The sequence below is a fragment of the Micromonospora pisi genome, assembly GCF_003633685.1.
Classification (GTDB): domain Bacteria; phylum Actinomycetota; class Actinomycetes; order Mycobacteriales; family Micromonosporaceae; genus Micromonospora_G; species Micromonospora_G pisi.
In genome coordinates, this window is the sequence record NZ_RBKT01000001.1 from 8,073,573 (window position 1) to 8,097,073 (window position 23,501).

20 protein-coding genes are annotated in these 23,501 nt (G+C 70.6%); 9 read left to right on the forward strand and 11 right to left on the reverse strand.

All coding sequences use genetic code 11. The annotated features are described in order from the left end of the window. Positions 1-79 precede the first annotated feature (79 nt). The 4 genes from BDK92_RS34630 to BDK92_RS34645 all read right to left on the reverse strand — a co-directional run bounded on the left by BDK92_RS34630 (position 80) and on the right by BDK92_RS34645 (position 4,338). Entirely contained in the window at positions 80-1,564 is a 1,485-nt protein-coding gene (locus BDK92_RS34630; protein ID WP_170208798.1) for a S1 family peptidase, read from the reverse strand. A gap of 339 nt (positions 1,565-1,903) precedes the next feature. After that, entirely contained in the window at positions 1,904-2,875 is a 972-nt protein-coding gene (locus BDK92_RS34635; RefSeq protein ID WP_121160526.1) for a LysR family transcriptional regulator, read from the reverse strand. 100 nt (positions 2,876-2,975) lie between these two features. Next, complete coding sequence (locus tag BDK92_RS34640) at positions 2,976-3,650, reverse strand: ThuA domain-containing protein (RefSeq protein WP_121160527.1); 675 nt, start codon at positions 3,648-3,650, stop codon at positions 2,976-2,978. 40 nt (positions 3,651-3,690) lie between these two features. After that, entirely contained in the window at positions 3,691-4,338 is a 648-nt protein-coding gene (locus BDK92_RS34645; protein WP_121160528.1) for a hemerythrin domain-containing protein, read from the reverse strand. Positions 4,339-4,562: 224 nt separating this feature from the next. Between BDK92_RS34645 and BDK92_RS34650 the strand changes: the two genes are divergently transcribed. Together BDK92_RS34650 and BDK92_RS34655 are read left to right on the forward strand one after the other, a co-directional pair. Further along, complete coding sequence (locus BDK92_RS34650; protein ID WP_121160529.1) at positions 4,563-5,891, forward strand: M20/M25/M40 family metallo-hydrolase; 1,329 nt, start codon at positions 4,563-4,565, stop codon at positions 5,889-5,891. A gap of 84 nt (positions 5,892-5,975) precedes the next feature. Further along, a complete protein-coding gene (locus BDK92_RS34655; RefSeq protein WP_121160530.1) occupies positions 5,976-6,653 on the forward strand; it encodes a hypothetical protein in 678 nt (225 codons plus the stop codon). An 18-nt stretch (positions 6,654-6,671) separates the two neighbouring features. Here BDK92_RS34655 and BDK92_RS34660 read toward each other — a convergent pair whose 3' ends face one another. Together BDK92_RS34660 and BDK92_RS34665 are read right to left on the reverse strand one after the other, a co-directional pair. Beyond that, positions 6,672-6,863, reverse strand: a complete 192-nt coding sequence (locus tag BDK92_RS34660; protein ID WP_121160531.1) for a DUF5703 family protein — start codon at positions 6,861-6,863, stop codon at positions 6,672-6,674. Between the two features lie 63 nt (positions 6,864-6,926). Beyond that, entirely contained in the window at positions 6,927-7,898 is a 972-nt protein-coding gene (locus tag BDK92_RS34665; RefSeq protein WP_121160532.1) for an aldo/keto reductase, read from the reverse strand. A gap of 213 nt (positions 7,899-8,111) precedes the next feature. Here BDK92_RS34665 and BDK92_RS34670 point away from each other — a divergent pair, with 213 nt between their 5' ends. From BDK92_RS34670 to mshC, 6 genes are all read left to right on the forward strand, one after another. Beyond that, complete coding sequence (locus tag BDK92_RS34670) at positions 8,112-9,164, forward strand: LLM class F420-dependent oxidoreductase (RefSeq protein WP_121162851.1); 1,053 nt, start codon at positions 8,112-8,114, stop codon at positions 9,162-9,164. Positions 9,165-9,194: 30 nt separating this feature from the next. Further along, complete coding sequence (locus tag BDK92_RS34675) at positions 9,195-10,028, forward strand: undecaprenyl-diphosphate phosphatase (protein ID WP_121160533.1); 834 nt, start codon at positions 9,195-9,197, stop codon at positions 10,026-10,028. A 35-nt stretch (positions 10,029-10,063) separates the two neighbouring features. Then, a complete protein-coding gene (locus tag BDK92_RS34680) occupies positions 10,064-10,780 on the forward strand; it encodes a histidine phosphatase family protein (protein ID WP_121160534.1) in 717 nt (238 codons plus the stop codon). A 118-nt stretch (positions 10,781-10,898) separates the two neighbouring features. Beyond that, a complete protein-coding gene (locus BDK92_RS34685; RefSeq protein WP_121160535.1) occupies positions 10,899-11,483 on the forward strand; it encodes a DUF3090 domain-containing protein in 585 nt (194 codons plus the stop codon). Between the two features lie 121 nt (positions 11,484-11,604). Then, on the forward strand, positions 11,605-12,423 hold the full coding sequence (locus BDK92_RS34690) for an SCO1664 family protein (RefSeq protein ID WP_121160536.1): 819 nt from the start codon (positions 11,605-11,607) through the stop codon (positions 12,421-12,423). 90 nt (positions 12,424-12,513) lie between these two features. Continuing rightward, a complete protein-coding gene (mshC, locus tag BDK92_RS34695; protein WP_121160537.1) occupies positions 12,514-13,752 on the forward strand; it encodes a cysteine--1-D-myo-inosityl 2-amino-2-deoxy-alpha-D-glucopyranoside ligase in 1,239 nt (412 codons plus the stop codon). A 101-nt stretch (positions 13,753-13,853) separates the two neighbouring features. Here the strand turns inward: mshC and BDK92_RS34700 are convergent, their stop codons facing one another. The 4 genes from BDK92_RS34700 to BDK92_RS40925 form a co-directional block, all read right to left on the reverse strand. Further along, complete coding sequence (locus tag BDK92_RS34700) at positions 13,854-14,645, reverse strand: GntR family transcriptional regulator (protein WP_121160538.1); 792 nt, start codon at positions 14,643-14,645, stop codon at positions 13,854-13,856. Positions 14,646-14,908: 263 nt separating this feature from the next. Continuing rightward, complete coding sequence (locus BDK92_RS34705; protein WP_121160539.1) at positions 14,909-15,934, reverse strand: methyltransferase; 1,026 nt, start codon at positions 15,932-15,934, stop codon at positions 14,909-14,911. A 74-nt stretch (positions 15,935-16,008) separates the two neighbouring features. Continuing rightward, positions 16,009-16,878, reverse strand: coding sequence for a PAC2 family protein (locus BDK92_RS34710; protein WP_121160540.1), 870 nt, complete (start codon positions 16,876-16,878; stop codon positions 16,009-16,011). Further along, a complete protein-coding gene (locus tag BDK92_RS40925) occupies positions 16,875-17,003 on the reverse strand; it encodes a hypothetical protein (protein ID WP_281278666.1) in 129 nt (42 codons plus the stop codon). The genes BDK92_RS34710 and BDK92_RS40925 overlap by 4 nt, the downstream gene beginning before the upstream one ends. 250 nt (positions 17,004-17,253) lie before the next feature. Between BDK92_RS40925 and metH the strand changes: the two genes are divergently transcribed. Then, positions 17,254-20,772: a methionine synthase gene (gene metH, locus BDK92_RS34715; protein WP_121162852.1), complete on the forward strand. Its 3,519-nt coding sequence runs from the start codon at positions 17,254-17,256 to the stop codon at positions 20,770-20,772. A gap of 1,478 nt (positions 20,773-22,250) precedes the next feature. Here the strand turns inward: metH and BDK92_RS34720 are convergent. Further along, positions 22,251-22,889 carry a hypothetical protein gene (locus tag BDK92_RS34720; RefSeq protein WP_121160541.1) on the reverse strand — a complete coding sequence of 213 codons (639 nt, stop codon included), beginning with the start codon at positions 22,887-22,889 and terminating at the stop codon, positions 22,251-22,253. Positions 22,890-23,501 lie beyond the last annotated feature (612 nt).

A 23,501-nucleotide genomic window follows, 5' to 3' on the forward strand; every position in this document is an offset into this window, starting at 1 on the left:
AACCGGAGGTCGAGGTCGAGGTTCAGGGCGGGTCGCGGGGTGCGTACCTGCGACCCGCCCTGAACCGGGCGATGTGCCGTTACGGGTTGGTGATGGCGAGTGAGTAGCTGCCCGAGCCGCTGTACGCGTAGACGTCGTAGCGGTAGTAACCGGCGGTGCCGTTGTACGTGATCGTCTCGTCCGCGCTGGCGCTCTCACCCGCGGCCACGTCGACCCAGGCGCTGCCGTTCCACTTCTGCAGGTAGAGGTCGAAGTCCACCCCGGACGGACCGTCCAGGCAGCCGCGGTGGGTGCCGGAAACAGTCGACTGGTAGTAGCTGCCGTTCGGCTGGAACTGGCTGTTGGCGCTGGTCACCGAACCGCTGTAGGTGGCCTCGTAGCCGGTGCAGCCGGTCGGCGGCGGGTCGCCGCCACCGCTGCCCGTACGCAGCGTGAGGCCGTAGACCGAGAGGATCTCGTTCACCGGCTGGAAGTAGGTCGTCCCGCCGGAGGAGCAGTTGCCGGAGCCGCCAGAGGTGACGCCCTGGGCCTGCTGGCCGGAGAGCCAGGAGCCGCCCGAGTCGCCCGGCTCGGCGCAGGCGTTGGTACGGGTCAGGCCCGAGACCGTGCCCTGCGGGTAGGTCACCGACGAGTTCTTCGCCTGTACGGTGCCGCACCGCCAGCCGGTGGTCGACCCGGAGCGGCAGATCGACGCGCCGACGGCCGACTCGGTGGAGCCGGCCACGGTCGTGTTCCCGCCGGCGTAGTTGTTCACCCACGGCTGCGGGGTCCAGTTCGAGTTGGTCTGCACCCAGGCGTAGTCGTTGCCCGGGAACGAGGATCCCCGGAAGGTGCCCTGGCTGACCTGGTTGAAGCCCTGGGTGGCGGTGCCGGTGGTGCCGCAGTGGCCAGCGGTGACGAAGCCGCCGGTCACCGAGAAGCCGACCGAGCACCGGCCGCCGCCCATGTAGTAGGCGTCGCCGCCGCGTACGTCGTAGTACGGGACCGGCGACTCGGTGGTGGGGACCAGCCGTACCGCCGAGCTGTCCACCCCGCTGGCCTTGACGAAGCTGCCCGCTCCGGCGGTGTCTCCCTTCGCCAGCACCACCACGGTGTTGCTGGCGACGTCGACGTACCAACCGGCGACCGTCGCCGAGGTCACCTTCGCCGAGGCGCGGTCGAGGCCGCTCTTGACCGCGTCGAGTTCGGCCGCGCTGCGGGCGACCACCTTGGCCACGGCGCCGGCCGCGGTGACCCGGGTGGTCAGGGCCGTGTCGGTGACCGCGACCACCAGGTCGCCGCTCTCGGCGCTCACCCAGCCGCCGGCGTAGCCTCGGCCGAGTGCCTTGCGCAGGTCGGCGTCGGTCCGGCTGGCCTTGTCGTCGCGGGCGATCCGTGCCTTCGCCTCGCTGGCCGTCAGACCGAGGTCGCGCTGCATGGCGGCGAGCATCTCGGGGCTCGCGGCGGCGCCGACCGCGCTCCTGGATCCGTTACCGGGGGCCGCGGTCGCGGGTAGGGCCACGACCGGGACAACACCGGCGGGCAGCAGGATGACCGCTGCCGCTGCGGCGAGTCTTCGCTTCATCCGTTCGTCTCCTTGGGGGTGTGCCGGATCCGGTCGGGACAGGGCCGCCGTCGAGCCGGGCGGTACGCGGTGAGCGAGCGGAAACGGGGTTGCCTCGCCCGACCACGGCGACCGGGGGTGTCGGGCCCGGATAGCCGGCGGTGCGGATGGTCCGGGTGCACCGCTGACCGGGGATCAGTCCCGGTGCCGGCGGCCGTCACGCCACCAGTTGGGCCTGGATCGAGCGGGGCAGGCCTAACCTAACGGCGACTTAATCGACGCAGGTATATCTCACCTAGCTCATACCGTGACGGGCCACGGGCCGCGGGCCACGGGCGGTGCGGCCCCCGGCGACAGGGGTCAGGCGGCGGCCATCTGCTGCGGTCCGAAGGCCGGGTTGCGTGCGAGCCAGGCGAGGTAGTCGGGGTTGCGGTGGAGCGAGTCGGTGTACGCCGCCACCGCGTGCCCGAGAACCCGGTCGGCGATCCGGGCCGCCGGGGCGTCCGGGTGCCAGCCGAGCAGCAACCGCCAGCGCAGCGGCGCGTCGGCCAACGGTCGGGTCACCAGACCGGAGAACGGTCGGAAGGTGGCCTGCGCCAGCGCCACCGCCTCGCCCGCGTCCACCAGGTCCAGACAGCCCCGGACGTCGGTCTCGTACATCTTGCGGGGGGTGAACCCGGCCCGCGCGCAGGCCGCCGCGAAGCAGTCGCCGAAGCAGCCGTCGCCGGGCGCGACCGCCCACTGCTCGTCCCTGAGCATCGCCAGGCTGACCTCGTCGACGGCGGCGAGCGGGTGCGCCTCGGGCAGGACGACGAAAATCGCGTCGATGGCGATCGCCCGCCAGGTCAGCCCGAACTCGGCCGACGGGGTGGCGTCACCGCAGACCCCGGCCAGCGCGTAGTCGAGCCGCCCGCCGAGCACCATCTGGGCCAGCTCGTCGACGTACCAGGACGCGTACGTGCTGATCTGGGCGTGCGGCTGGTCGGCGGCGAGCCGGTGCACGAGGCGGCCGATGAGTGGGCTGTTCACTCCGCCGAACCGGTAACGGCTCAGGGTCGTACCGGTGCCGGCTAGCCGGGCGGCCTCGTCCTGAAGCCCCTTCATCGCGGGCAGCAGCACCCGGGCCCGGGCGAGTACCAGTTCGCCGAGGGCGGTCGGGCGGGCGCCGCGACGGTCCCGTTCGAACAGTGGCCCACCGAGGGTGCGCTCGATGCGCTGGAGCTGCGCGGTGAGGGCCGGTTGGGCCAGTCCCAGGGCCGAGGCGGCCTTGGTCACGCTGCCAGTCTCCGCGATGGCGCAGACCACCTTCAGGTGTCGCAGCTCCAGGTTCATAGCGTGACGGTAGGACTATGACGGGATCTACGGGAAGACCTTCGGCCGGTGAAAGATCCCCCAAACGAAAAGTAAAAAGTAACCGAACGGACACCCAGGACTAACGGGCTGCCCAGAGCAGCCCACGCTCGGTGATGGCGCGGACCTCGGGGACGTCGAAGTCGTCCAGTTTGTGGCCGACCGTCGAGACAAAAACCCGTCCCGCGCCCCAGTTCCGGGTCCACACGGCGGGGAACGTGACCGCCCGCCGCCACGGCGTCCCCGAGGCCGCCCCGGCACCGTCGGCGGGCTCGGTGTCGAAGGTGACCGTGGCGAGTACGTCGTTGAGCGGATCCGTCAGCACCCAGTACTTCTCGGTGTGCAGCCGGACCGGGCCGATTCCGGCGACCACCGGATGGTCGGCCCGGTCCGGCGCGACGGTCAGTTCATGATGGACGAAGCCGGGCGGATGGTGCACGAAGACGCCGCCGGTGAGCTGGTGGTAGGTGGTGTGGTGGAAGGCGCCCACGATCCCGCCGTGCCAGCCGGCGAAACCGGTGCCGGCGCGGACCGCCTCGGCCAGACCGTCGGCCTGGGCGTCGGTGATGGTGCCGATCGACCAGCACTGCACGACCAGGTCGGCGGCGGCGAGTCGGGCGGCGTCGGTGTAGACGTCGAGGTCGGAGTGGACCTCGACGGCGAAGCCCCGGTCCCGCAGGAAGGGGATGAACAGCTCCGTCGCCTGCACCGGAACGTGTCCGTCCCAGCCTCCACGCACCACGATCGCGTCCCGCACCGCTTACCGTCCTCCGCCGCCGGACCCGGCGGCATCCGGGTCAGGGGCGCGTGCCGTCGGGCAGATCATCAAGGTACGTCTGGCGCCCGGTCACCGCATCGCGGACCTTGTCGACCACGCCCACCGCCGGTTCGACGATCCGGTTCCACGGCGGGGTGGCCGGGGTGTCCGGGTGCGGTCGCGTCGGCGCCGCCTCCTCGGCGATCTGCACCCGGTTGCCGAGCCGGATCAGGTCGGCCTCGCTCGCCACCGCGCGCAGGGCGGGGAAGATCTCGCCCGTCGCCGCCCGGGTGTGCCGGGTCACCTGCTCGGCGACCTGGGCGACCGTCCGGTCGTACTCCGGGTCGCCGGCCGTCGCCGCGGAGAGTTCGCGCAACGCGTGCAGCAGGGCCGCGTCCGCGGCGATCTCCCGGTCGGCCACGGCCGTCCCGTCGGGCAGGGCGCTGCGCAGGCTCGGGTAGAGGTACTGCTCCTCCCCGGAGAGGTGCCGGGTGACGGTCGCGACGAGAACCTCGGCCAACCGGTGCCGCTGGTCGGCGACGAGGCCCGGATCGGCCAGCTCCCGGCAGAGGGTGCCGATCCGGGCGTGTTCCTCGGTGAGCAGGTCGACGATGCTGAGCCCGCCGGGCCGGTAGTCGTCGTCGTCGACGCCCGTGGTCGGCGGCAGCGGGGGAAGGGGCAGGCTCACGTCGGTCCTCCTGCAAGCTGGTACCCGTTCGACGGCTGTTATCTGGTCGACGGATAGTCAAGACGGCGGATGGGGGAACGCCAGCGGCGATACCCGTACCCGGGTCCGGCCAAACCCGGCGGTCTATCTCCCCGGTCGTCGGGGCCCACCGCGAGTGGCGCGGCGGCCCGGTCGGGGTGGGTCGAGCTGACCGGGCACCTAGTCGGCTCTGGTATGAAGAACCGATGACCAGCCATGCCGCTCCCAGCCATCCCAGCGCCACCGACGAGGTCGTCGACATCTGTCGTGACCTGCTGCGCATCGACACCAGCAACACCGGGGACAACGCCACCAGTGCCGGCGAGCGGGTCGCCGCCGAGTACGTGGCCGGGCAGCTCGCCGAGGTCGGCGTCGCCGTGGAGCTGCGTGAGTCGGCGCCGGGGCGGACCAACCTGGTGGCCCGGATCCCGGGCACCGACCCGAGCCGGGGTGCGCTGCTGGTGCACGGCCACCTCGACGTGGTTCCGGCCGACGCGAGCGAGTGGTCGGTGCACCCGTTCGGCGGTGAGCTGCGCGACGGTTACCTATGGGGCCGGGGCGCGATCGACATGAAGGACTTCGACGCCATGGTGCTGGCGGTGGTCCGTCAGTGGCAGCGCACCGGGGTACGTCCACCCCGTGACATCGTGCTCGCCTTCACCGCCGACGAGGAGGCCGGCGGCGACTACGGCGCGCATTTCCTGGTCGACCAGCACCGGGAGCTCTTCGACGGCTGCACCGAGGCGATCGGCGAGGTCGGTGGTTTCTCCTACTCGGTCAGCGACGACCTGCGGCTCTACCTGATCGAGACGGCGGAGAAGGGGCTGGACTGGCTGCGTCTGCACGCCAAGGGGCGGCCCGGCCACGGCTCGATGATCCACGACGACAACGCGGTGACCGCGCTGGCCGAGGCGGTGGCGCGGGTCGGCCGGCACCGGTTCCCGGTGGTGCTGACCCCGACCGTACGGACCTTCCTGGAGCAGGTCTCCGATCTGCTCGGAATCGAGTTCGACCCGGAGAACCCGGAGGCGACGATCGCCAAGCTGGGCCCGATCGCGAGCATCGTCGGCGCGACCATCCGCAACACCGCCAACCCGACCCGGCTCGATGCCGGCTACAAGGACAACGTGATCCCCGGCCGGGCGACGGCGACGATCGACTGCCGGAGCCTGCCGGGCCAGTCCGAGCTGCTGCTGGAGCAGCTGCGCCAGGTGATCGGTCCGGACATCGAGATCGAGTACGTGCACCGCCAGCCGGCCGTGGAGACCAGCTTCGACGGCGATCTGGTCGATGCGATGGCGTCCGCGCTGCGGGCCGAGGACCCGGGTGCCCGGCCGGTGCCGTACATGCTCTCGGGGGGCACGGACGCCAAGGCGTTCCAGCGACTGGGAATCCGTTGCTTCGGGTTCGCTCCGCTGCGTCTGCCGGCCGACCTGAACTTCAGCGCGTTGTTCCATGGCATTGACGAGCGGGTTCCGGTGGACGGACTACAGTTCGGCGTGCGGGTGCTCGACCGGTTCCTGCGCGGCTCCTGAGCCGCCTCGGACCAGCTCGTACCCCACGTGCCGCGGGTGCACCCTGTCGCCCGCGTTATGCCACCTCGAAGGGAAAGCCACACCATGACCGACCAGCACGCCGAGCTGGACGCCGCCCTGGAGCGGGTCATCGAGACCGCCCGGGCCCACCTCGCCGCGGTCAAGGCCGCCGAGGGCCGGATCGACGACGACGACGTCTGGAAGGCGTACGTCGCGCTCAACAACGCCTCGTTCGAGTACGACGAGCGGCTGCTCGACGCGTTCGGCGAGGTTACTCCCTGGGATGTGGAGGCAATCGACCCGAACGAGGCCGACGAGCGGTTCGGCGTCGGGCTGGGCGGGGTGGACGGCACCGAGCCGACCGACCCGCATCCCCGGGTGCTCTCGGTCCGCCAGCGCCGGGACTACCGGGTGCCGAGCGTGGCCGCGCTGATCCGGGTGGCCGAGGCCGCCCGCCGTTCCGCCGCCGCCGAGGACGAGGAGTCCGAGCCGGTCGAGGGGGTCGGCGAGGCGGTCCTGGAGCTGCTGCAGAACGGTGACGGCTCGCTCGGCGCGCTGGACATCCCGGAGTTGGAGCCGCTGGACGGTCTGGTGATCGTCAGCGAGGTGGCGGTGCCGCTCGACCTGGAGTCGTTCGACGACGACGACAGCGCCGGGCCGTTCCAGCCCGACCCCGAGGACCAGCTCGTGGGCCGGCTCGACGAGCACCCGTTCCTGCCGGCCGACTCGGCCGACGAGGACGAGGTGCCGTCGGTCCGCTAACCGGCGGATCGTCCCGAATCAGTAGGAGAGGCCCGGTTGCGACGTCTGGGCCAGGCGGCGACGCAGCACCACCTGCCGCGTCCCGTCCCGGAACAGTCGCACCCGGGCCAACTCCCAGCCGGAGAATTCGGCCTGGATCGCCAGCTGTGCCGCAGCGGTCACCCGATCGACGTTCGGTGGCAATCGCAGCGGTGCGTATTCGTAGTCCATGCCCCTATCCTGCCCACGGGTCCGTGGGCGACACCAGTCCTTGAGATCGGCTACACCTCCCGGTCAGCCGTCCCGCTCCGGATAACCGACCGGTACCGCCGACACGTCGTCCAGGGCTCGGGCGATCTCCGCCGGCAGGGTCATCCGTTCGACCTGGAGGGCGCCGAGCAGTTGGCCGACCGTACGGGCGCCCAGGATCGGGGCGACCACGCCGGGACGGTCACGTACCCAGGCCAGGGCGACCTCGAGGGGGGAGACGCCCAGGCCGCCCGCGGCGGTGGCGACCGCCTCGACGATGCTGGAGCACCGGGGCTCCAGGTAGCTGGCGACGAAGCGCTCGAAATGCGGCGAAGCCGCCCGCGAGTCGGCCGGTCGGCCGTGTCGGTACTTGCCGGTCAGCACCCCGCGTCCGAGCGGGGACCAGGGCAGCAGTCCCAGGCCGAGGTCGGCACAGGCGGGCAGCACCTCCCGCTCGATGCCCCGTTCCAGCAGCGAGTACTCCATCTGGGCGGCGACCACCGGGGCCCGGCCGGGGAACGCCGCCTGCCAGGTCGCGGCCCGTGCGGTCTGCCAGCCGGAGAAGTTCGACACCCCGACGTAGCGGACCCGGCCACTGTTCACCGCGTGGTCCAGGGCGGCGAGCGTCTCCTCGAGGGGAGTGTCCGGGTCGTACCCGTGTACCTGCCACAGGTCGACGTGGTCGGTACCCAACCGTCGCAACGAGGCGTCCAACGTACGCAGCAGGTGGCCCCGGGAGCCGTCCCGACGGCGCCCCGAACCCGGCCGCAGCCCCGCCTTGGTGGCGATCAGGAGGTCGTCGCGCGGTACCAGGGTGCCGATCAGCGCGCCGATGACCGACTCCGCGTCGCCGTCGGAATACACGTCCGCGGTGTCGACCAGATTCCCGCCGGCATCGAGAAAGCTCTTCAGTTGCGCGGCCGCGTCATCGGCGTCGGTGTCCCGACCCCAGGTCATGGTGCCGAGCGCGAGCCGCGAAACCGCCAGCCCGCTTCGGCCGAGCGGTCGCTGTTGCATGGGTGAACCTTATTCAGAACATCGCCCCACCGATATCCTCGCTCCCGCTGTTGTGTGTCGTGCCGCGCAATTCGGACCTGCACAGAGGCTCCGCTGACGGCCTTCCGACACCCGTACGCTGTTCCCGACGGCGCGTTGGCGCCGCCGTGCCCGCACCGACGACGATCGTTGCGTACCCTGATGCGACTTGACCCGCGGATGGGGGAGGAACCAGTGCGACTCGGGCTCAGCCTCGGATACCAGACGGCGTGGAGCACGCCGGCCGATCATCTGCTCCTGGCTCAGGAGGCGGACCGGCTCGGCTACTCCGTGGTCTGGGCGGCCGAGGCGTACGGCTCGGACTCGCCGAGCATGCTCGCCTGGATGGCGGGGCAGACGCAGCGGATCGACCTGGGAGCGGCGGTGATGCAGATCCCGGCGCGTACGCCGGCGGCGACCGCGATGACCGCGGCGACCATCGACACCCTCTCCGGTGGCCGGTTCCGGCTCGGCCTCGGCGTCTCCGGCCCGCAGGTCTCCGAGGGCTGGCACGGGGTGCGGTTCGCCAAGCCGTTGGCCCGGACCCGGGAGTACGTCGACATCGTCAAGCTGGCGCTCGGCCGTAAGCAGGTCGAGTACGACGGCGCCCACTACCGGTTGCCGCTGCCCGACGGGCCGGGCAAGGCGCTGCGGCTCGGCTTCCACCCGCACCGCGACCAGATCCCGATCTATCTCGCCGCGGTCGGCCCGAAGAACCTGGAACTCGCCGGTGAGATCGCCGACGGCTGGTTGGCGATCTTCTTCGCGCCCGAGTTCGCGGCCGAGCAGTTGAGCGCGGTCGCCGCCGGGCGGGCCAAGGCCGACAAGGAACTGGCCGGCTTCGACGTGGTGCCGAGCGTGCCGCTGGTCCTCGGCGACGACGTCAGCGCGGCGGCCGACCTGGTCCGCTGGTACGCCGCTCTCTACGTCGGCGGGATGGGCAGCCGGGAACAGAACTTCTACAACCAGCTCGCCACCCGGATGGGGTACGGCGACGCCGCCCGCGAGGTGCAGGAGCTCTACCTGGCCAAGCGGCAGCGGGACGCGGCCGCGGCGGTGCCGTTGGAGTTCATCGACCGCACCTCGTTGCTCGGTTCGAAGGAGCGGATCGCCGACCGGATGCGCGAGTACGCCGCCGCCGGCGTGACCACCCTGTCGCTGACGCTCTTCGTCGCGGACGTCGAGAGCGGGGTGCGGGCCCTGCGGGCCGGTGCCGAGGCCCTCGAACTCTCCGGGGTGGGCGAGTGACCGCGCGGCGCCGCGGGCGGCGGTGATCGGATGAGCTGGATCGAGGCGATCGTGCTCGGCATCGTGCAGGGACTCACCGAGTTCCTGCCGGTGAGTTCGTCGGCACACCTGCGGATCACTTCGGCGATCTTCTTCGACCAGGACGCCGGGGCCTCGTTCACCGCGGTCACCCAGCTCGGCACCGAGGCCGCGGTGCTGCTCTACTTCGCGAAGGACATCTGGCGGATCACCCGGACCTGGGTGGTCGGGATCTGGGACAGCTCGGTTCGGGGCGAGCTGGACTACCGGATGGGCTGGTACGTCATCGTCGGCTCGATCCCGATCGGCGTGTTCGGGCTGGTGTTCGCCGACCAGATCCGGACCGCCGCGCGGAACCTGTGGCTGGTCGCCGCAGTGCTGATCATCTTCGCCTTCGTGCTCGCCTTCGCCGAGTACTGGGGCCGGCAGACCCGTACGATCAAGGACTTCACCCTGCGTGACGGTGTGGTGATGGGTTTCGCCCAGGCCGCCGCGCTGGTCCCCGGGGTGTCCCGGTCCGGTGGCACGCTCACCGCCGGGCTCTTCCTCAACCTGACCCGCGAGGCGGCGGCCCGCTATTCGTTCCTGCTCGCCATCCCGGCGGTGGTGATGTCCGGGTTGTTCAGCATCCCGGACGTCTTCGACAACAGCGGGGACGGCTCCATTCCGACCCCAGCCCAGATGGTGGTCGCCACGCTGATCGCCTTCGCCGTCGGGTACGTCTCCATCGCCTGGCTGCTGCGGTATGTCGCGCACCACACCCTGTACGCCTTCGTGCTCTACCGGGTGGCCCTGGGCAGCCTGGTCCTGGCCCTCTTGATCACCGGCACCATCAGCGCCACCTGACCCCGGCCGGTGGGCACCCCCGTAGGGTAGGGCTCGTGACAACCCTCCTACTCCTACGCCACGGTCGGACCACCGCGAACGCCAGTGGTGGCCTCGCCGGTCGCCAGCCGGTTGAGTTGGACGAGACCGGGCGGGCGCAGGCGGTCGGTGCCGGCGCCCGGCTCCGTACGCTCCCGCTCGCGGCCGTCGTCAGCAGCCCGCTCATCCGCTGCCGGCAGACGCTCGAACTCGCCCTGCCGGAGGTCCCGCCCACCATCGAGGAAGACCTCACCGAGTGCGGGTACGGCGAGTGGGAGGGGCAGCCGCTCAAGAAGCTGGCCAAGGATCCACTGTGGCCAGTGGTTCAGCAGCACCCCAGCTCGGTGGTTTTCCCCGGCGGGGAGGCGATGGCGGCGATGGCGACCCGGGCGGTCTCAGCCGTACGCCGGTGGGACGCCCGGATCAGCGCCGAGCACGGGCCGGAGGCGATCTGGCTGGCGTGCAGCCACGGCGATGTGATCAAGGCCATCGTCGCGGACGCGCTCGGCGTACACCTTGATCTTTTTCAGCGCATTGTCGCGGACCCGGCGTCGGTGACCGCGATCCGCTACACCCCGACCCGGCCGTTCGTGCTCCGCCTCAACGACACCGCGGGCGACCTGGGCAACCTGGTTCCGCCCCGGCGTCCTCGCCGCCGACGGCCCCGCCCGGCGGACTCCGACGCGGCCGTCGGCGGCGGCGCGGGCAGCGGTGAATCGGGGCTGGAGCGGTGAACCCGCAGCGGCCTCTACCAGGGGCGGAGCCCTCGGGCCCCGGAGCGCGCCCGGGGTGGCCGGCGATTCGGGTCGGTGCGCTGCGCGGCGCCGGATCGGGCCGGATAGGGTCGTGGGTATGACCCATCAGGTGCACGCCTTCGAGCCGCCGGAGCGGTTCGTCGCTGGGACCGTGGGCGCGCCGGGAGAGCGCACGTTCTTCCTCCAGGCGCGAGGCGGCGGCCGGGTGGTCAGCGTGGCACTGGAAAAGGTCCAGGTGTCGTTGCTGGCCGAGAAGTTGGAAGAACTGCTGACCGAGGCGCAGCGCCGCTTCGGGGTCGAGTTGCCCGACGCGGTGCTCACCAGTTCCGACAACGACCCGCTCGACAACCCGGTCGACGAGGAGTTCCGCGTCGGCACCCTGGGCCTGGCCTTCGACGTCGACACCGCCACCGTGGTCATCGAGGCGATCGCCGCCGGTGAGACCGAGGCCGAGGTGGAACTCGGCGAGCCGGACGAGGTCGACGAGACCGACGACGAGGACGAAGAGCCCGACGACGACCTCGACCGGCTACGGGTGCGGCTGACCCCGCAGGCGGCGCGGGAGTTCATCGAGCGCGCCCGCCGGGTGGTGGCCGCCGGACGGCCGCCGTGCCCGCTCTGTGGCCAACCCCTCGACCCCGCTGGTCACCTCTGCCCCCGACACAACGGCTACCACCGCTGATGGTCGTGATCGTGCGTCCGGTGACCGGTCCGACGCCGGCCCGGAGTGGCCGGCCGCGGACGACGGTCGCCGGGGCGGTGCTCGGTTCCCCGCTGGCCCCCACCCGTTCCGGTCGGTCGCGGTGACCGCGTCCGACGTGCAGCCCGTGCTCGACGAGAACGACGCGCTCCGGCTGCTGCGGGGTGGCGAGTTCGAGTTGGAAGGCCGGCTGACCGATGCCTCCAACACCACCCTTCGCGGCTTCCTGACCCTGGACGGGGTGACCGCGCGCTGCGTCTACAAGCCGATCCGGGGCGAACGCCCGCTCTGGGACTTCCCGGACGGGACACTGGCCGGTCGCGAGGTGAGTGCCTACCTGGTCTCCCGGGCGACCGGCTGGGACGTGGTCCCGCCCACGGTGCTGCGCGACGGGCCGTTCGGCCCCGGCGCCTGCCAGCTCTGGATCGACGAACCGGAGGACGGCGAACCCCTGGTCGGTTTCGTGCCGGCGGACAGCCTGCCGCCACGCTGGTTCCGGGTCGCCGCCGCCCAGGACGACGACGGGCTGCCGTACGCGCTCGCGCACGCCGACGACCCCCGGTTGGCCCGGATGGTGGTCTTCGACGCCGTGATCAACAACGCTGACCGCAAGGGCGGCCACGTGCTGACCGGGCCGGACGACCGGATCTACGGCGTGGACCACGGCGTCTGTTTCCACGTCGAGGGCAAGCTGCGTACGGTGCTCTGGGGCTGGGCCCGCCGGGACCTGCCGCCGGACGCGATCGAGGTGCTCAGCGAACTCGCCGCCAACCTGGTCGGCCCCCTCGGTGAGGAACTGTCCGAGCACCTGACCATCAGCGAGGTCGCCGAGGTGGCGGCCCGGGTCAATCTCCTACTGGAAACCGGCCGCTTCCCGGTTCCGTCCGAGGACTGGCCGGCCATTCCCTGGCCGCCGATCTGACCTCGGCGCACCACCCGTACCCGACCACTGTCGTATCGATCACCTCAGGCTGTCCCGACGACGGGCGGCGGGCTGGTTAGGCTGGCCGTCATGGACGCATGGACGGGGCATCAGGTGCCACGGCTGCCGGGAACCGGTCAGCCGTTGGCGTTGTACGACTCGGCGCGCGGCGCCGTTCACCCGAGCCGCCCCACAGGCGCGGCGACGATGTACGTGTGCGGCATCACCCCCTATGACGCGACCCATCTGGGGCATGCCGCCACCATGATCACTTTTGATCTGGTGCAGCGGATGTGGCGGGACAACGGCCACGAGGTGCGTTACGTCCAGAACGTCACCGACATCGACGATCCGCTGCTGGAACGGGCCGCGCGCGACGGCGAGGACTGGGTCGTGCTCGCGATGCGGGAGACGGCGTTGTTCCGCGAGGACATGGAGGCGCTGCGGATGATCCCGCCGGCGCACTACGTCGGCGCGGTCGAGTCCATCCCGGCGATCGTCGGCAAGGTCCGCACCCTGGTCGAGGAGGGGGCCGCGTACCGGTTGGACGACGGCACCGGCGACATCTACTTCGACATCTCCGCCACGCCCCGGTTCGGCTACGAGTCGAACCTCTCCCGGGAGCAGATGCTCACCCTCTCCGCCGAACGCGGCGGGGACCCGGGCCGCCCCGGCAAGCGCGACCCGCTCGACCCGCTGCTCTGGCGCGGGGCCCGTGAGGGCGAGCCGGCCTGGGACGGCGACTCCCTCGGACCGGGCCGGCCCGGCTGGCACATCGAGTGCGCCTCGATCGCGCTGGACCTGCTCGGACAGACCATCGACGTCCAGGGCGGCGGCAACGACCTGCTCTTCCCGCACCACGAGTGCTCCGCCGCGCACGCCGAGCGGTTGACCGGCCAGGCGCCCTTCGCCCAGCACTACGTACACGCCGGCATGATCGGCCTGGACGGCGAGAAGATGTCGAAGTCCAAGGGGAACCTGGTCTTCGTCTCCCGCCTCCGTGCCGACCACGTGGACCCGATGGCGCTGCGGCTGGGGCTGGTCGCCGATCACTACCGCTCGGACCGGACCTGGACCGACGAGGTGCTCAAGACCGCGCAGCAGCGGCTGGCCCGGTGGCGTGAGGCCGCCGCGTACGCCGCCGGTCCGTCCGGGGGCGAACTGCTCGCCGACGTGCGGACCCGGCTCGCCGACGACCTCGACACCCCGGGGGCGCTGGCCGTGCTGGACGCCTGGGCCGACGCCACGCTGGCCGGTGACAACACCGACCCGGCCGCCCCGGCACTCTTCGCCGACACCGTCGACGCCCTCCTCGGCATCCGCCTCTAGGTGTAAGGAAGGGCCCCTTGTTATCGCTTTCTGTATAACAAGGGGCCCTTCCTAACCCTGCGGGCGCCGCACGGCTCGTGGCGGCCTGGAGCTGATCGGGGTCAGCCGAGGACCAGGCCCGGGTCGGGATCGGCCTCCGGTGTCGGGCCGGGGATGCGGTACTCCTCGGTGAGCGTGGTCATCGGTCCCGGCCAGGTCGCCTGGGCCACCTCGATCGGCTTGTGCCGGTCGTCGTACGCGACGTGCAGCAGGTGCAGCACCGGGGTGTCCGGACGGATCTGGAGGATCTCGGCCTCCTCCCGGCTGGGCTGGCGGGCACTGATCGTGTCGGTCGCGGACCGGTAACCGCGGCCGATCGCCTCCTCCGCCTCCTGGTAGAGCGGGCGGCCGAACGCCTCCATCCGTTCCAGGCTGGTGCCGGCGGCGTCGGCGACCCGGAACCAGGAGGCACCCACCTCGACCGGTACCTCTTCGGTACGGACCAGATGCCGCCGTACCACCAGTTCGGTCCCGTCGCTCACCCCGAAGGCGTCGGCCACCTCCGGCGGCGCCGGTGCCCGGCCGACCTGGATCAGGTGCTGGCGGTACCGGGCGGCGAGGTCGGCGTGGTAGCCCCGGTGGCCGCCGTAGCGTCCCCGGGAGAGTCGGTTGAGCCGTCGACGGGTGCCGCGTACGTAGGTGCCGGAGCCGGGCTTGGTGATCAGTACGCCCTCGACCCGGAGCTGGTCGATCGCCCGTTGCACGGTCTGCTTGGCCACGCCGAACATCTCCGCGATGCCCGGGATCGAGGGGAGTCGTTCGCCGGCCGCCCAGTCGCCCTGGCGGATCCGGGCGCGTAACTGCTCGGCGATCTGCCGGTGCGGGAACTCGGCGGCCCCCGGGTTGATCTGCACCTACCGTCCTCCGTTTCGTGGTCCCTGCCCCCGTGCGGCGACGCCAGCCGGTGACGCCACGCGGTGAGCAGAACAACTAGGTTCCTAGGATGCCGTACGGGGAGTGGCCCGGCTCGCCACGACACGCCGAGAGCCCTCCGCGAAAGATGTACGCGTTCCCCCCCCCGTCCATGCGCCGGCGGCGGGCGGCGGGCACGAGCGTTAGGAAGGGCCCCTTCCTATACCGAAAGCGATAACAAGGGGCCCTTCCTTACTCCCAATCCTCAGGACGATGGGGGTTTACGGGCGAGGACCGCGCCGTTGGCGCCGGGGGCGGTGAAGGCCACCGTGCGGATGTCGGTGAAGCCGGCCCGGTGCAGCCACCGGCGGTACTCGGCGCCTGAGTAGTTCCGGCCGCCCTCGGTTTCGACCAGCATGTTCATTCCCATCAGGGCGGCCTCTGGTGGGCCGGAACGGTCGTCGTCGAGCAGTAGCTCGGAGATGATGATCGTGCCGCCGGGGGAGAGGGCGGCAAAGCACTTGCCCAGGATCAGTTCGTTCGTCGGTTCGTCCCAGTCGTGCAGGATCATGCTCAGCAGGACGGTGTCGTGTCCGTCGGGCAGGGTGGGGTCGGCGAGGAAGTTGCCGCTGATGGTCTCCACCGTGCCGGTCAGTTCGGCTGCGGCGATCTTCGCGTCGGCCTGGGCACAGACGTGCGGCAGGTCGAGCACGGTCGCCCGTAGGCCCGGGTTACGCCGGCAGAGTTCGATCGAGAAGGCGCCGGCACCGCCGCCGACGTCGAGCAGCCGGCGCTGCCCGCTGAGGTCGTACGCGTCAGCCAGGGCGCGGGCGGTGAAGATCGAGGTTGAGTACATCGCCTCCCAGAACAGGGCGAGCATCTCCGGGTCGTCGTCGCCGAAGACGGTCTCCTTGGCCTGCGGGTCCCAGGTGAGTGGCTTGTCCGTACGCAGTGCCTCACCGATCCGGTGCCAGGGCAGGTAGGTGCGCTCGTCGCAGTAGCGCACCTGCCCGCCGAAGTAGTACGGCTTCCCGGCCACGAGGAACTCCTCGGCGAGCGCGGAGTTGCGGTAACCCTCGTCGGTCCGCTCCAGCAGCCCGAGTGACGCGCAGGCGGCCAGGAGCAGGTCGGCGGGGCGCTCGGCGAGGCCGAACTCGGTGGTCGCGGTCTGCACCGTGAGCACCTGTCCACCGGCGATCCGGGTGAACAGGCCGAGTTCGACCGCCGCCGCGAAGGTCTTGAAGCTCCAGAAACCGGTCACGAGCCCCATAAGCGGGGTAGGGGTGATCATCCAGACATGCGATCACCTGGATGGAGCGGGTACGTGAATCTGTCAGTTATCCGACATGTGCCGGTGCGGTACGGTCACCAGGAGCCGGCGGTCGGACCTGCCGAACCGCCCCGCCGACGCAGGTACTTCTCGAACTCCTGCGCGATCTCGTCACCGGTCAGCGGTTGGATGCCCGCGTCGCCGACCCGCTCCTCCAACTCCCGGACGTAGTCGCCGAGTTCGGTGTCCTGCTCGGCCGCGGCGCGTACCCGCTGTTCCCACTCGGCCGCCTCCTCCGCCAGGTCGGCCATGGGCACCGGCAGGTCGAGCACTTCCTCGACCCGGTGCAGCAGCGCCAGGGTGGCCTTGGGGCAGGGCGGGTTGTTCGCGTAGTGCGGCACGTGCACCCAGAACGAGACCGCGTCCACCTCGGCCCGGCTGCAGGCGTCGTGCAGCACACCGACGATGCCGGTTGGTCCGTCGTACCGGGTCGGGGTGAGCTGGTAGCGCTCCGCCGCGTCCTTGTCCGACGCGCTGCCGCTGATCGGCAGCGGCCGGGTGTACGGGACGTCGGCGAGCAGCGCGCCGAGCAGCACGATCCGGTTGACCTCCAGGCTGTGGCAGAGCTCCAGCACCTGCTCGCAGAAGGTCCGCCAGCGCATGCTCGGCTCGATCCCCCGGATCAGCACCACGTCGCGGTCGGTCCCCTCGGGGCTGGCCACCATGAACTTGGTGGTCGGCCACTCGACCCGGCGGGTCTCGCCGTCGGCCATCGTGATCGTCGGCCGGCTCACCTGGAAGTCGTAGAAGTCCTCCGGGTCCAGTTCAGCGACCTCGCGGGCCTGCCAGACCTGCTCCAGGTGCTCCACCGCCGCGGTCGAGGCGTCAGCGGCGTCGTTCCAGCCCTCGAATGCCGCGATGGCCACCGGCGAACGCAGCGTGGGCAGGCCGTCGAACTCCGTCACGCCCGCACCTCGCCGTCACCGTCACCGCACCGCGCGGTGTCGAGCCCGATCACGCTGAACCGGTTGATGCTGAGTCCGGTCGTCTCCGCGCCGTGCCCGGTGGCGCTGTCCCTGATGTCCCTCACGTCCGTCAGCCTACGTCTCTGCTCGAGATCGGGCCCGCCGGCCGCGCCGACGTCCCGCGCTCAGCCGCCCGTCGCGACCTGCGGTCCGACCCGCCTCGGGCTGGACCGGGTCCGCCGGGCCGGATCACACCAGGTCGGACACGGCGGTACGGACGGTACGAACGCGACGCGGATCACACTATCCGGGAGTGTGGGCTGTGCAACCGTCGTTCGGCCCGCCGCGCATTAGCCTGGATGGGTGCCTCAGTCGCTGCTCGAAGCCCTCGCCACCCGGATCCTCGTCGCCGACGGGGCGATGGGGACGATGCTGCAGGCCGCCGACCTGAGCCTGGACGACTTCGAGGGCTACGAGGGGTGCAACGAGGTCCTGAACGTCAGCCGGCCCGAGGTGGTCCGGTCGGTGCACGACGCCTACTTCGCGGCCGGTGCCGACTGTGTCGAGACCAACACCTTCGGCACCAACCTCGGCAACCTCGGTGAGTACGACATCCAGCACCGGATTCTGGAGTTGGCGCAGGCGGGGGCAAGGATCGCCCGGGAGTCCGCGGACCAGTGGGCGACGCCGGAGAAGCCGCGGTTCGTGCTCGGCTCGATCGGCCCCGGCACCAAGCTTCCGACCCTCGGCCACAGCCGGTACGACGCGTTGCGGCAGGCGTACCTGGAGAACGCCACCGGGCTGCTGACCGGCGGGGTCGACGCGTTGATCATCGAGACCTGTCAGGACCTGCTCCAGGTCAAGTCCGCTGTGGTCGGCGCCCGGCGGGCGATGGCCGAGGCGGGCCGTACGGTGCCGTTGATCTGCCACGTCACGGTCGAGACCACCGGGACCATGCTGCTCGGCAGCGAGATCGGTGCCGCTCTGACCGCGCTCGAACCGCTCGGCATCGACCTGATCGGGCTCAACTGCGCCACCGGGCCGGCGGAGATGAGCGAGCACCTGCGCTACCTCTCCCAGCACGCCCGGGTGCCGTTGTCGGTGATGCCGAACGCCGGGCTGCCGCAGCTCACCGCCGATGGTGCGTACTACCCGCTGACCCCGGACGAGTTGGCGCAGGCGCTGGAGCGGTTCGTCGCCGAGTACGGCGTCGCCCTCGTCGGCGGCTGCTGCGGCACCACCCCCGAGCACATCCGCAAGGTCGCCGAACGGCTCGGCGACGCCGCTCCGGTGTCGCGGGAGCCGAGCCCGGAGGCCGGCGTCGCCTCGATCTACCACCACGTGCCGTTCGCCCAGGACGCCAGCGTGCTGATGGTGGGGGAGCGGACCAACGCCAACGGCTCGAAGGCGTTCCGCGAGGCGATGCTCGCCGGTGACTGGCAGGCCTGCGTGGAGATCGCCCGCAGCCAGGCCCGCGACGGGTCGCACCTGCTCGACCTCTGCGTCGACTACGTGGGCCGCGACGGCGCGGAGGACATGCGTCAGCTCGCCAGCCGCTTCGCCACCGCCTCCACTTTGCCGATCATGCTCGACTCGACCGAGCCGCAGGTGATCGAGGCCGGGCTGGAGATGCTCGGTGGCCGGTGCGTGGTGAACTCGGTGAACTTCGAGGACGGCGACGGCCCCGAGTCGCGATACGCCCGGATCATGCCGATCGTCAAGGAACACGGTGCCGCGGTGGTCGCGCTCACCATCGACGAGGAGGGCCAGGCCCGGACCGCCGAGTGGAAGGTGCGGGTCGCGTCCCGGCTGATCGACGACCTCACCGGCCGCTGGGGACTGAACGTCGGCGACATCATGGTCGACGCGCTCACCTTCCCGATCGCCACCGGGCAGGAGGAGACCCGCCGCGACGGTATCGAGACCATCAACGCGATCCGGGAGATCGCCGCCCGCTACCCCGGGGTCAACTTCACCCTGGGCGTCTCGAACGTTTCCTTCGGACTCAACCCGGCTGCCCGTCAGGTGCTCAACTCGGTTTTCCTGCACGAGTGCGTGCAGGCCGGCCTGACCAGCGCCATCGTTCACGCCAGCAAGATCCTGCCGATGGCGAAGATCCCTGAGGAGCAGCGCCGGGTCGCGCTCGACCTGGTCTACGACCGGCGCCGACCGGCCACCGAGGACCAGCCGGCGTACGACCCCGTGCAGCGCTTCATCGAGATCTTCGAAGGTGTCGACGCCGCCTCGGCCCGCGCCACCCGGGCCGAGGAACTTGCCGGGCTGCCGCTCGGTGAGCGGCTCAAGCGCCGGATCGTCGACGGTGAACGCAAGGGCCTCGAGGCCGACCTGGACGAGGCGCTGACCGAGCGCCCCGCCCTCGAGATCATCAACGACACCCTGCTCGACGGGATGAAGGTCGTCGGCGAACTCTTCGGCTCCGGCCAGATGCAGTTGCCGTTCGTGCTCCAGTCGGCCGAGGTGATGAAGACCGCGGTGGCCTACCTGGAACCGCACATGGAGAAGGCCGACGACGGCGGTAAGGGCCGGATCGTGCTCGCCACGGTCAAGGGCGACGTGCACGACATCGGCAAGAACCTGGTCGACATCATCCTGTCCAACAACGGCTACGACGTCGTCAACATCGGCATCAAACAGCCGATCACGGCGATCCTCGACGCCGCCGAGCAACACAAGGCCGACGCCATCGGCATGTCCGGCCTGCTGGTCAAGAGCACCGTCATCATGAAGGAGAACCTCCAGGAGATGGCGGCGCGCGGGGTCGCGCAGCGGTGGCCGGTGCTGCTCGGCGGGGCCGCGCTGACCCGGGCCTACGTCGAGGACGACCTTCGTTCGACGTACGAGGGGCAGGTTCACTATGCCCGCGACGCGTTCGAGGGCCTGTCCCTGATGGATCGGGTGATGGTGGCCAAGCGTGGCGGCGCGGCCGTGGTGGACCCGGAGCGGGAAGCGGCCCTGGCGGCCCGGAGGGCACGCCGCGAGCGGCAGCGGGCGATGGTCACCGACTCGCTGCCGGACATCTTCGACGCCTCGGTTCGCTCCGACGTCGCCACCGATGTCGAGGTGCCGAAGCCGCCGTTCTTCGGCACCCGTGTGATCAAGGGGGTGCCGCTGGCCGACTACTCGGCGCTGCTCGACGAGCGGGCCACCTTCGTCGGCCAGTGGGGACTGCGTGGTGCCCGGGGCGGCAACGGACCGTCGTACGAGGAACTGGTCGAGACCGAGGGACGGCCGAGGCTGCGCTACTGGCTGGACCGGCTGATCGCCGACAAGGTCCTCGAGGCGGCCGTGGTGTACGGCTACTTCCCGGCGTACTCCGAGGGCAACGACCTGGTGGTGCTGGACGAGAACGGCCACACCGAACGGGCCCGGTTCACTTTCCCGAGGCAGCGGCAGGAGCGGCGGCTCTGCCTGGCTGACTTCTTCAAGCCCAAGGGCCAGGAGCTGGACGTGGTGGCGCTGCAACTGGTCACCGTCGGCCAGCCGATCAGCGAGTACACCGCGAAGATGTTCGCCCGTAACGAGTACCGGGACTACCTCGAGGTGCACGGCCTCTCCGTACAGCTCACCGAGGCGCTCGCCGAATACTGGCACCGTCGCGTCCGCAGCGAGCTGGTCCTGCCCGCCGGCGGTACGGTCGGCAGCTCCGACCCGACGGATCTGGCCGGCCTGCTGCACAACGACTACCGGGGCTGCCGGTACGCGCTCGGCTACACCGCCTGCCCCGACCTGGAGGACCGGGCGAAGATAGTCGACCTGCTCGAAGCCGACCGGATCGGCGTACGCCTCTCCGAGGAGTTCCAGCTTGAACCGGAGCAGGCCACCGACGCCATCGTCGTCCACCACCCCGACGCCAACTACTTCAACGCCAAGTAGTCGACACACACGCCCTGACCTGCACCGGAAGGCCGTTCACCGCCCCGCAAAGCATGATCAGGCCGTATCCAGGCCGTCACTGGCGCCGTGGTCGTTGCCGAACGCGTCGTTGATGGCGCGGCGGGTGCTGTGCTCCTAGTAGTCCCCAAGTTCCGCACAGGTCGCGGGCGGGGCGGTTGCGACGTCGAGCGAGACCAACCACGTTGAGTGGTGGACGCCCGAGATGGTTGCCGAGGGCATGGACCCCGCCTAGGCGGTTCGCGTGCTCGACGCGCACCGGGAGGACGCACCTGCGGTACGCACGCGTGACGGCGTCTTCCTTCTTACCGGGATTGCTCCCCTGCGGACTGACCGCTCCCACACCAGCGCTGCACGACAGCCGGCCGGCTGCCAGCGATGCTGTGAGAACTTTCTGTACGTCTTCAAGGCGGCCCGCAACGGGCCGCACGCGCCGCCGCCAAGGCGCGCAGCCTGCACTCCGTTGCCGCTCCGTTCCGGCCACGGAGAACGCCCGGCGGCTGGCGCGGAACAGCGGGTAGCCCGGGGGCCGCCGCAGACGGTAGCGGCGAGGGTGGTTGAGGTCGGTGGGCCGGCAGCCGGCCGGGCCGCGTCCGAGGGGCGCGGCGCAGGGAAGGGCACGCCTGGTCCGCGCGGCAGGTTGCGGCCGTCGGGGTCGGGGTTGGCGGCGCGAGTGTGCCGGGCCGCCCTCCAAGCTCAAGGGCGCTACGCGTCGCAGGCGACGGCCCTGCGGGCCGCCCTTGACCTTGGAGCCTCTGCGGCCCTCGGGCAGGAGTCGTGGGCAGGCCAATGGCCTGCCCTTGCAAGAGGCGCGCCGCCAACCCCGCCCCCGACTCGTCGCCGGTCACTCCGGTGGCGTCAAGGTCCGCTTGACGTAGCGGACCGTGGGCGGCCTGCTCCTCAGGAGGGCGGGGGTCGAGGGCAGACGGGACGGCTAGCTCGGCTGATGGCTGACGGTCGGAGGAGCATCGGGAGGCTTAAGTCTCTTCTCGCTGCCGCCGTTCGAGATCCCGGAGCCTCGCGCGATCGCGGTAGCAGATCTCGTCCTGGCGATGCATCGCCTCGACCAGGGCACTGATGCCGGTGCTACGCCCGAAGCATTCTGCGTGGACGAGCCGGAGTGGGTTGGTCCGAAGGTCGTACACGTACGGCACCCACCGAGCCGGGCTCCACTCGGAACCGCTGCCCGGTCTGCAGTCCTGGCTTACTGCGGGTCCGTCGGGGTCGATCGGGTTGCCGCACTCGGGGCATATGAGCGACGACATTCGAACAGTATGGGCTCTGGGACGTGCCCGATGCGTGCCCGATCCAGTGGTCAACACCGGCCAACAGTGGCATGTCGACAGCCTCACCCCGGACGCTCCGTGGCTACCTACCGGCTGGCACGGCTACTCAGGGTGTAGATCAACCCGATTCCCAAGCTGACAGTGAGACTGAGATCAACTCGCCCTGTCGCGTGGCTAAGCTACCACCCACCAGCCCTCACCGAGCTCGCGAACAGGCACACCGTCGTCACCGGCAGCGGTGGCGATAGCCGAGTACGGCTCAGGTGGCGGCGCTGCCCCGTAGTAGGCGATTCCGGCGCCGCTCTCGCCACGGAAGTTCTCCCACATCGCCAGATACAGCGCGCACGTCTTCTGCCCGGTCTGCCGGTCGGTGAACCCGCACCGCTGGTGAGCCTGGCCATCGATAGTCAGAAACCGCAGCCGCCAGGGCAGGTCGGCGTCGCCGTTGATCCGCCCCGCGCGGTAATCGGAAGCCAGTTGCACAAGTTCGTGGCGGTGTTGCCGGAAATGGGCCTCCGGGGTGAACTGGGGCGACCCCACGGTCCCGAAGCCTCCACCGGCGAGCACGGCCAGCGCGCTGAAGGCCGCCGTTGCCAGCCACACCCTCCTCAGACCCAGTCTCACAGCGGCGATAGTGGGCACGATGGTTACCCACAACCAGCAGATGGCGATCGCCGACGAGGTAACTACCGACAGCACCCCGAAGAATGGCAAGACGACGTAGTACGAGCTGACCAACGCCAGCCAGCCCGCCGCCACCGCCAGTAGGCGCCCACGGTAACTTCTCGGCCCTTGGGGCAGCGGCGTGATCATTACGGCAGTCTGCCAACGACGATCACCATTGGCGAGATCACCGGCCTGACCTCTACCAAACGTTCACCACCGCCGTATAGGGGTCAGGTGGCTGCCGACAGCAACCGTGACAGCAACGGCGCTGGACGAAGCTGGCCGACACGAGCCACCGACAGACGCTAGACCGAGGTCGGCGCGGGGACGGACGCCGGGAGACGAGGCGCTCAGATCTTACAAACGAGGGGTCGGTGAGTACCCGGGCCAGGCCGTAGCCAGGCCGTCGGAGGTAGACCGACAGTGCCCAACGATGACCATCAACGCCGAACGTTCCAGCAGGTCAGCGCCAGGATAGGTACCCCTTGTCGGCTAGGTCGGCCGCCCGTAACAGTTCAACGCCAAGTAGTCGAGGTCCCCGTGCTGACCTGCGCCAGCAGACCGCCTACTGGCCCGGTGGTGTCGCGATCGGACCAGGGCTTGCCTCAGGCGGAGGTACGGCACCGCCGCTGGTGACGCCCGGACGTGTCCAGGGAAGCCGTCCGACCGTTGGGCCGAGGGCGCGGCAGAGGACATCGTGTCGGTGGTGGTCCACCGCCAGCGCTTGAATCTCCGGCCCACTATTCGGGCCGGCGACGG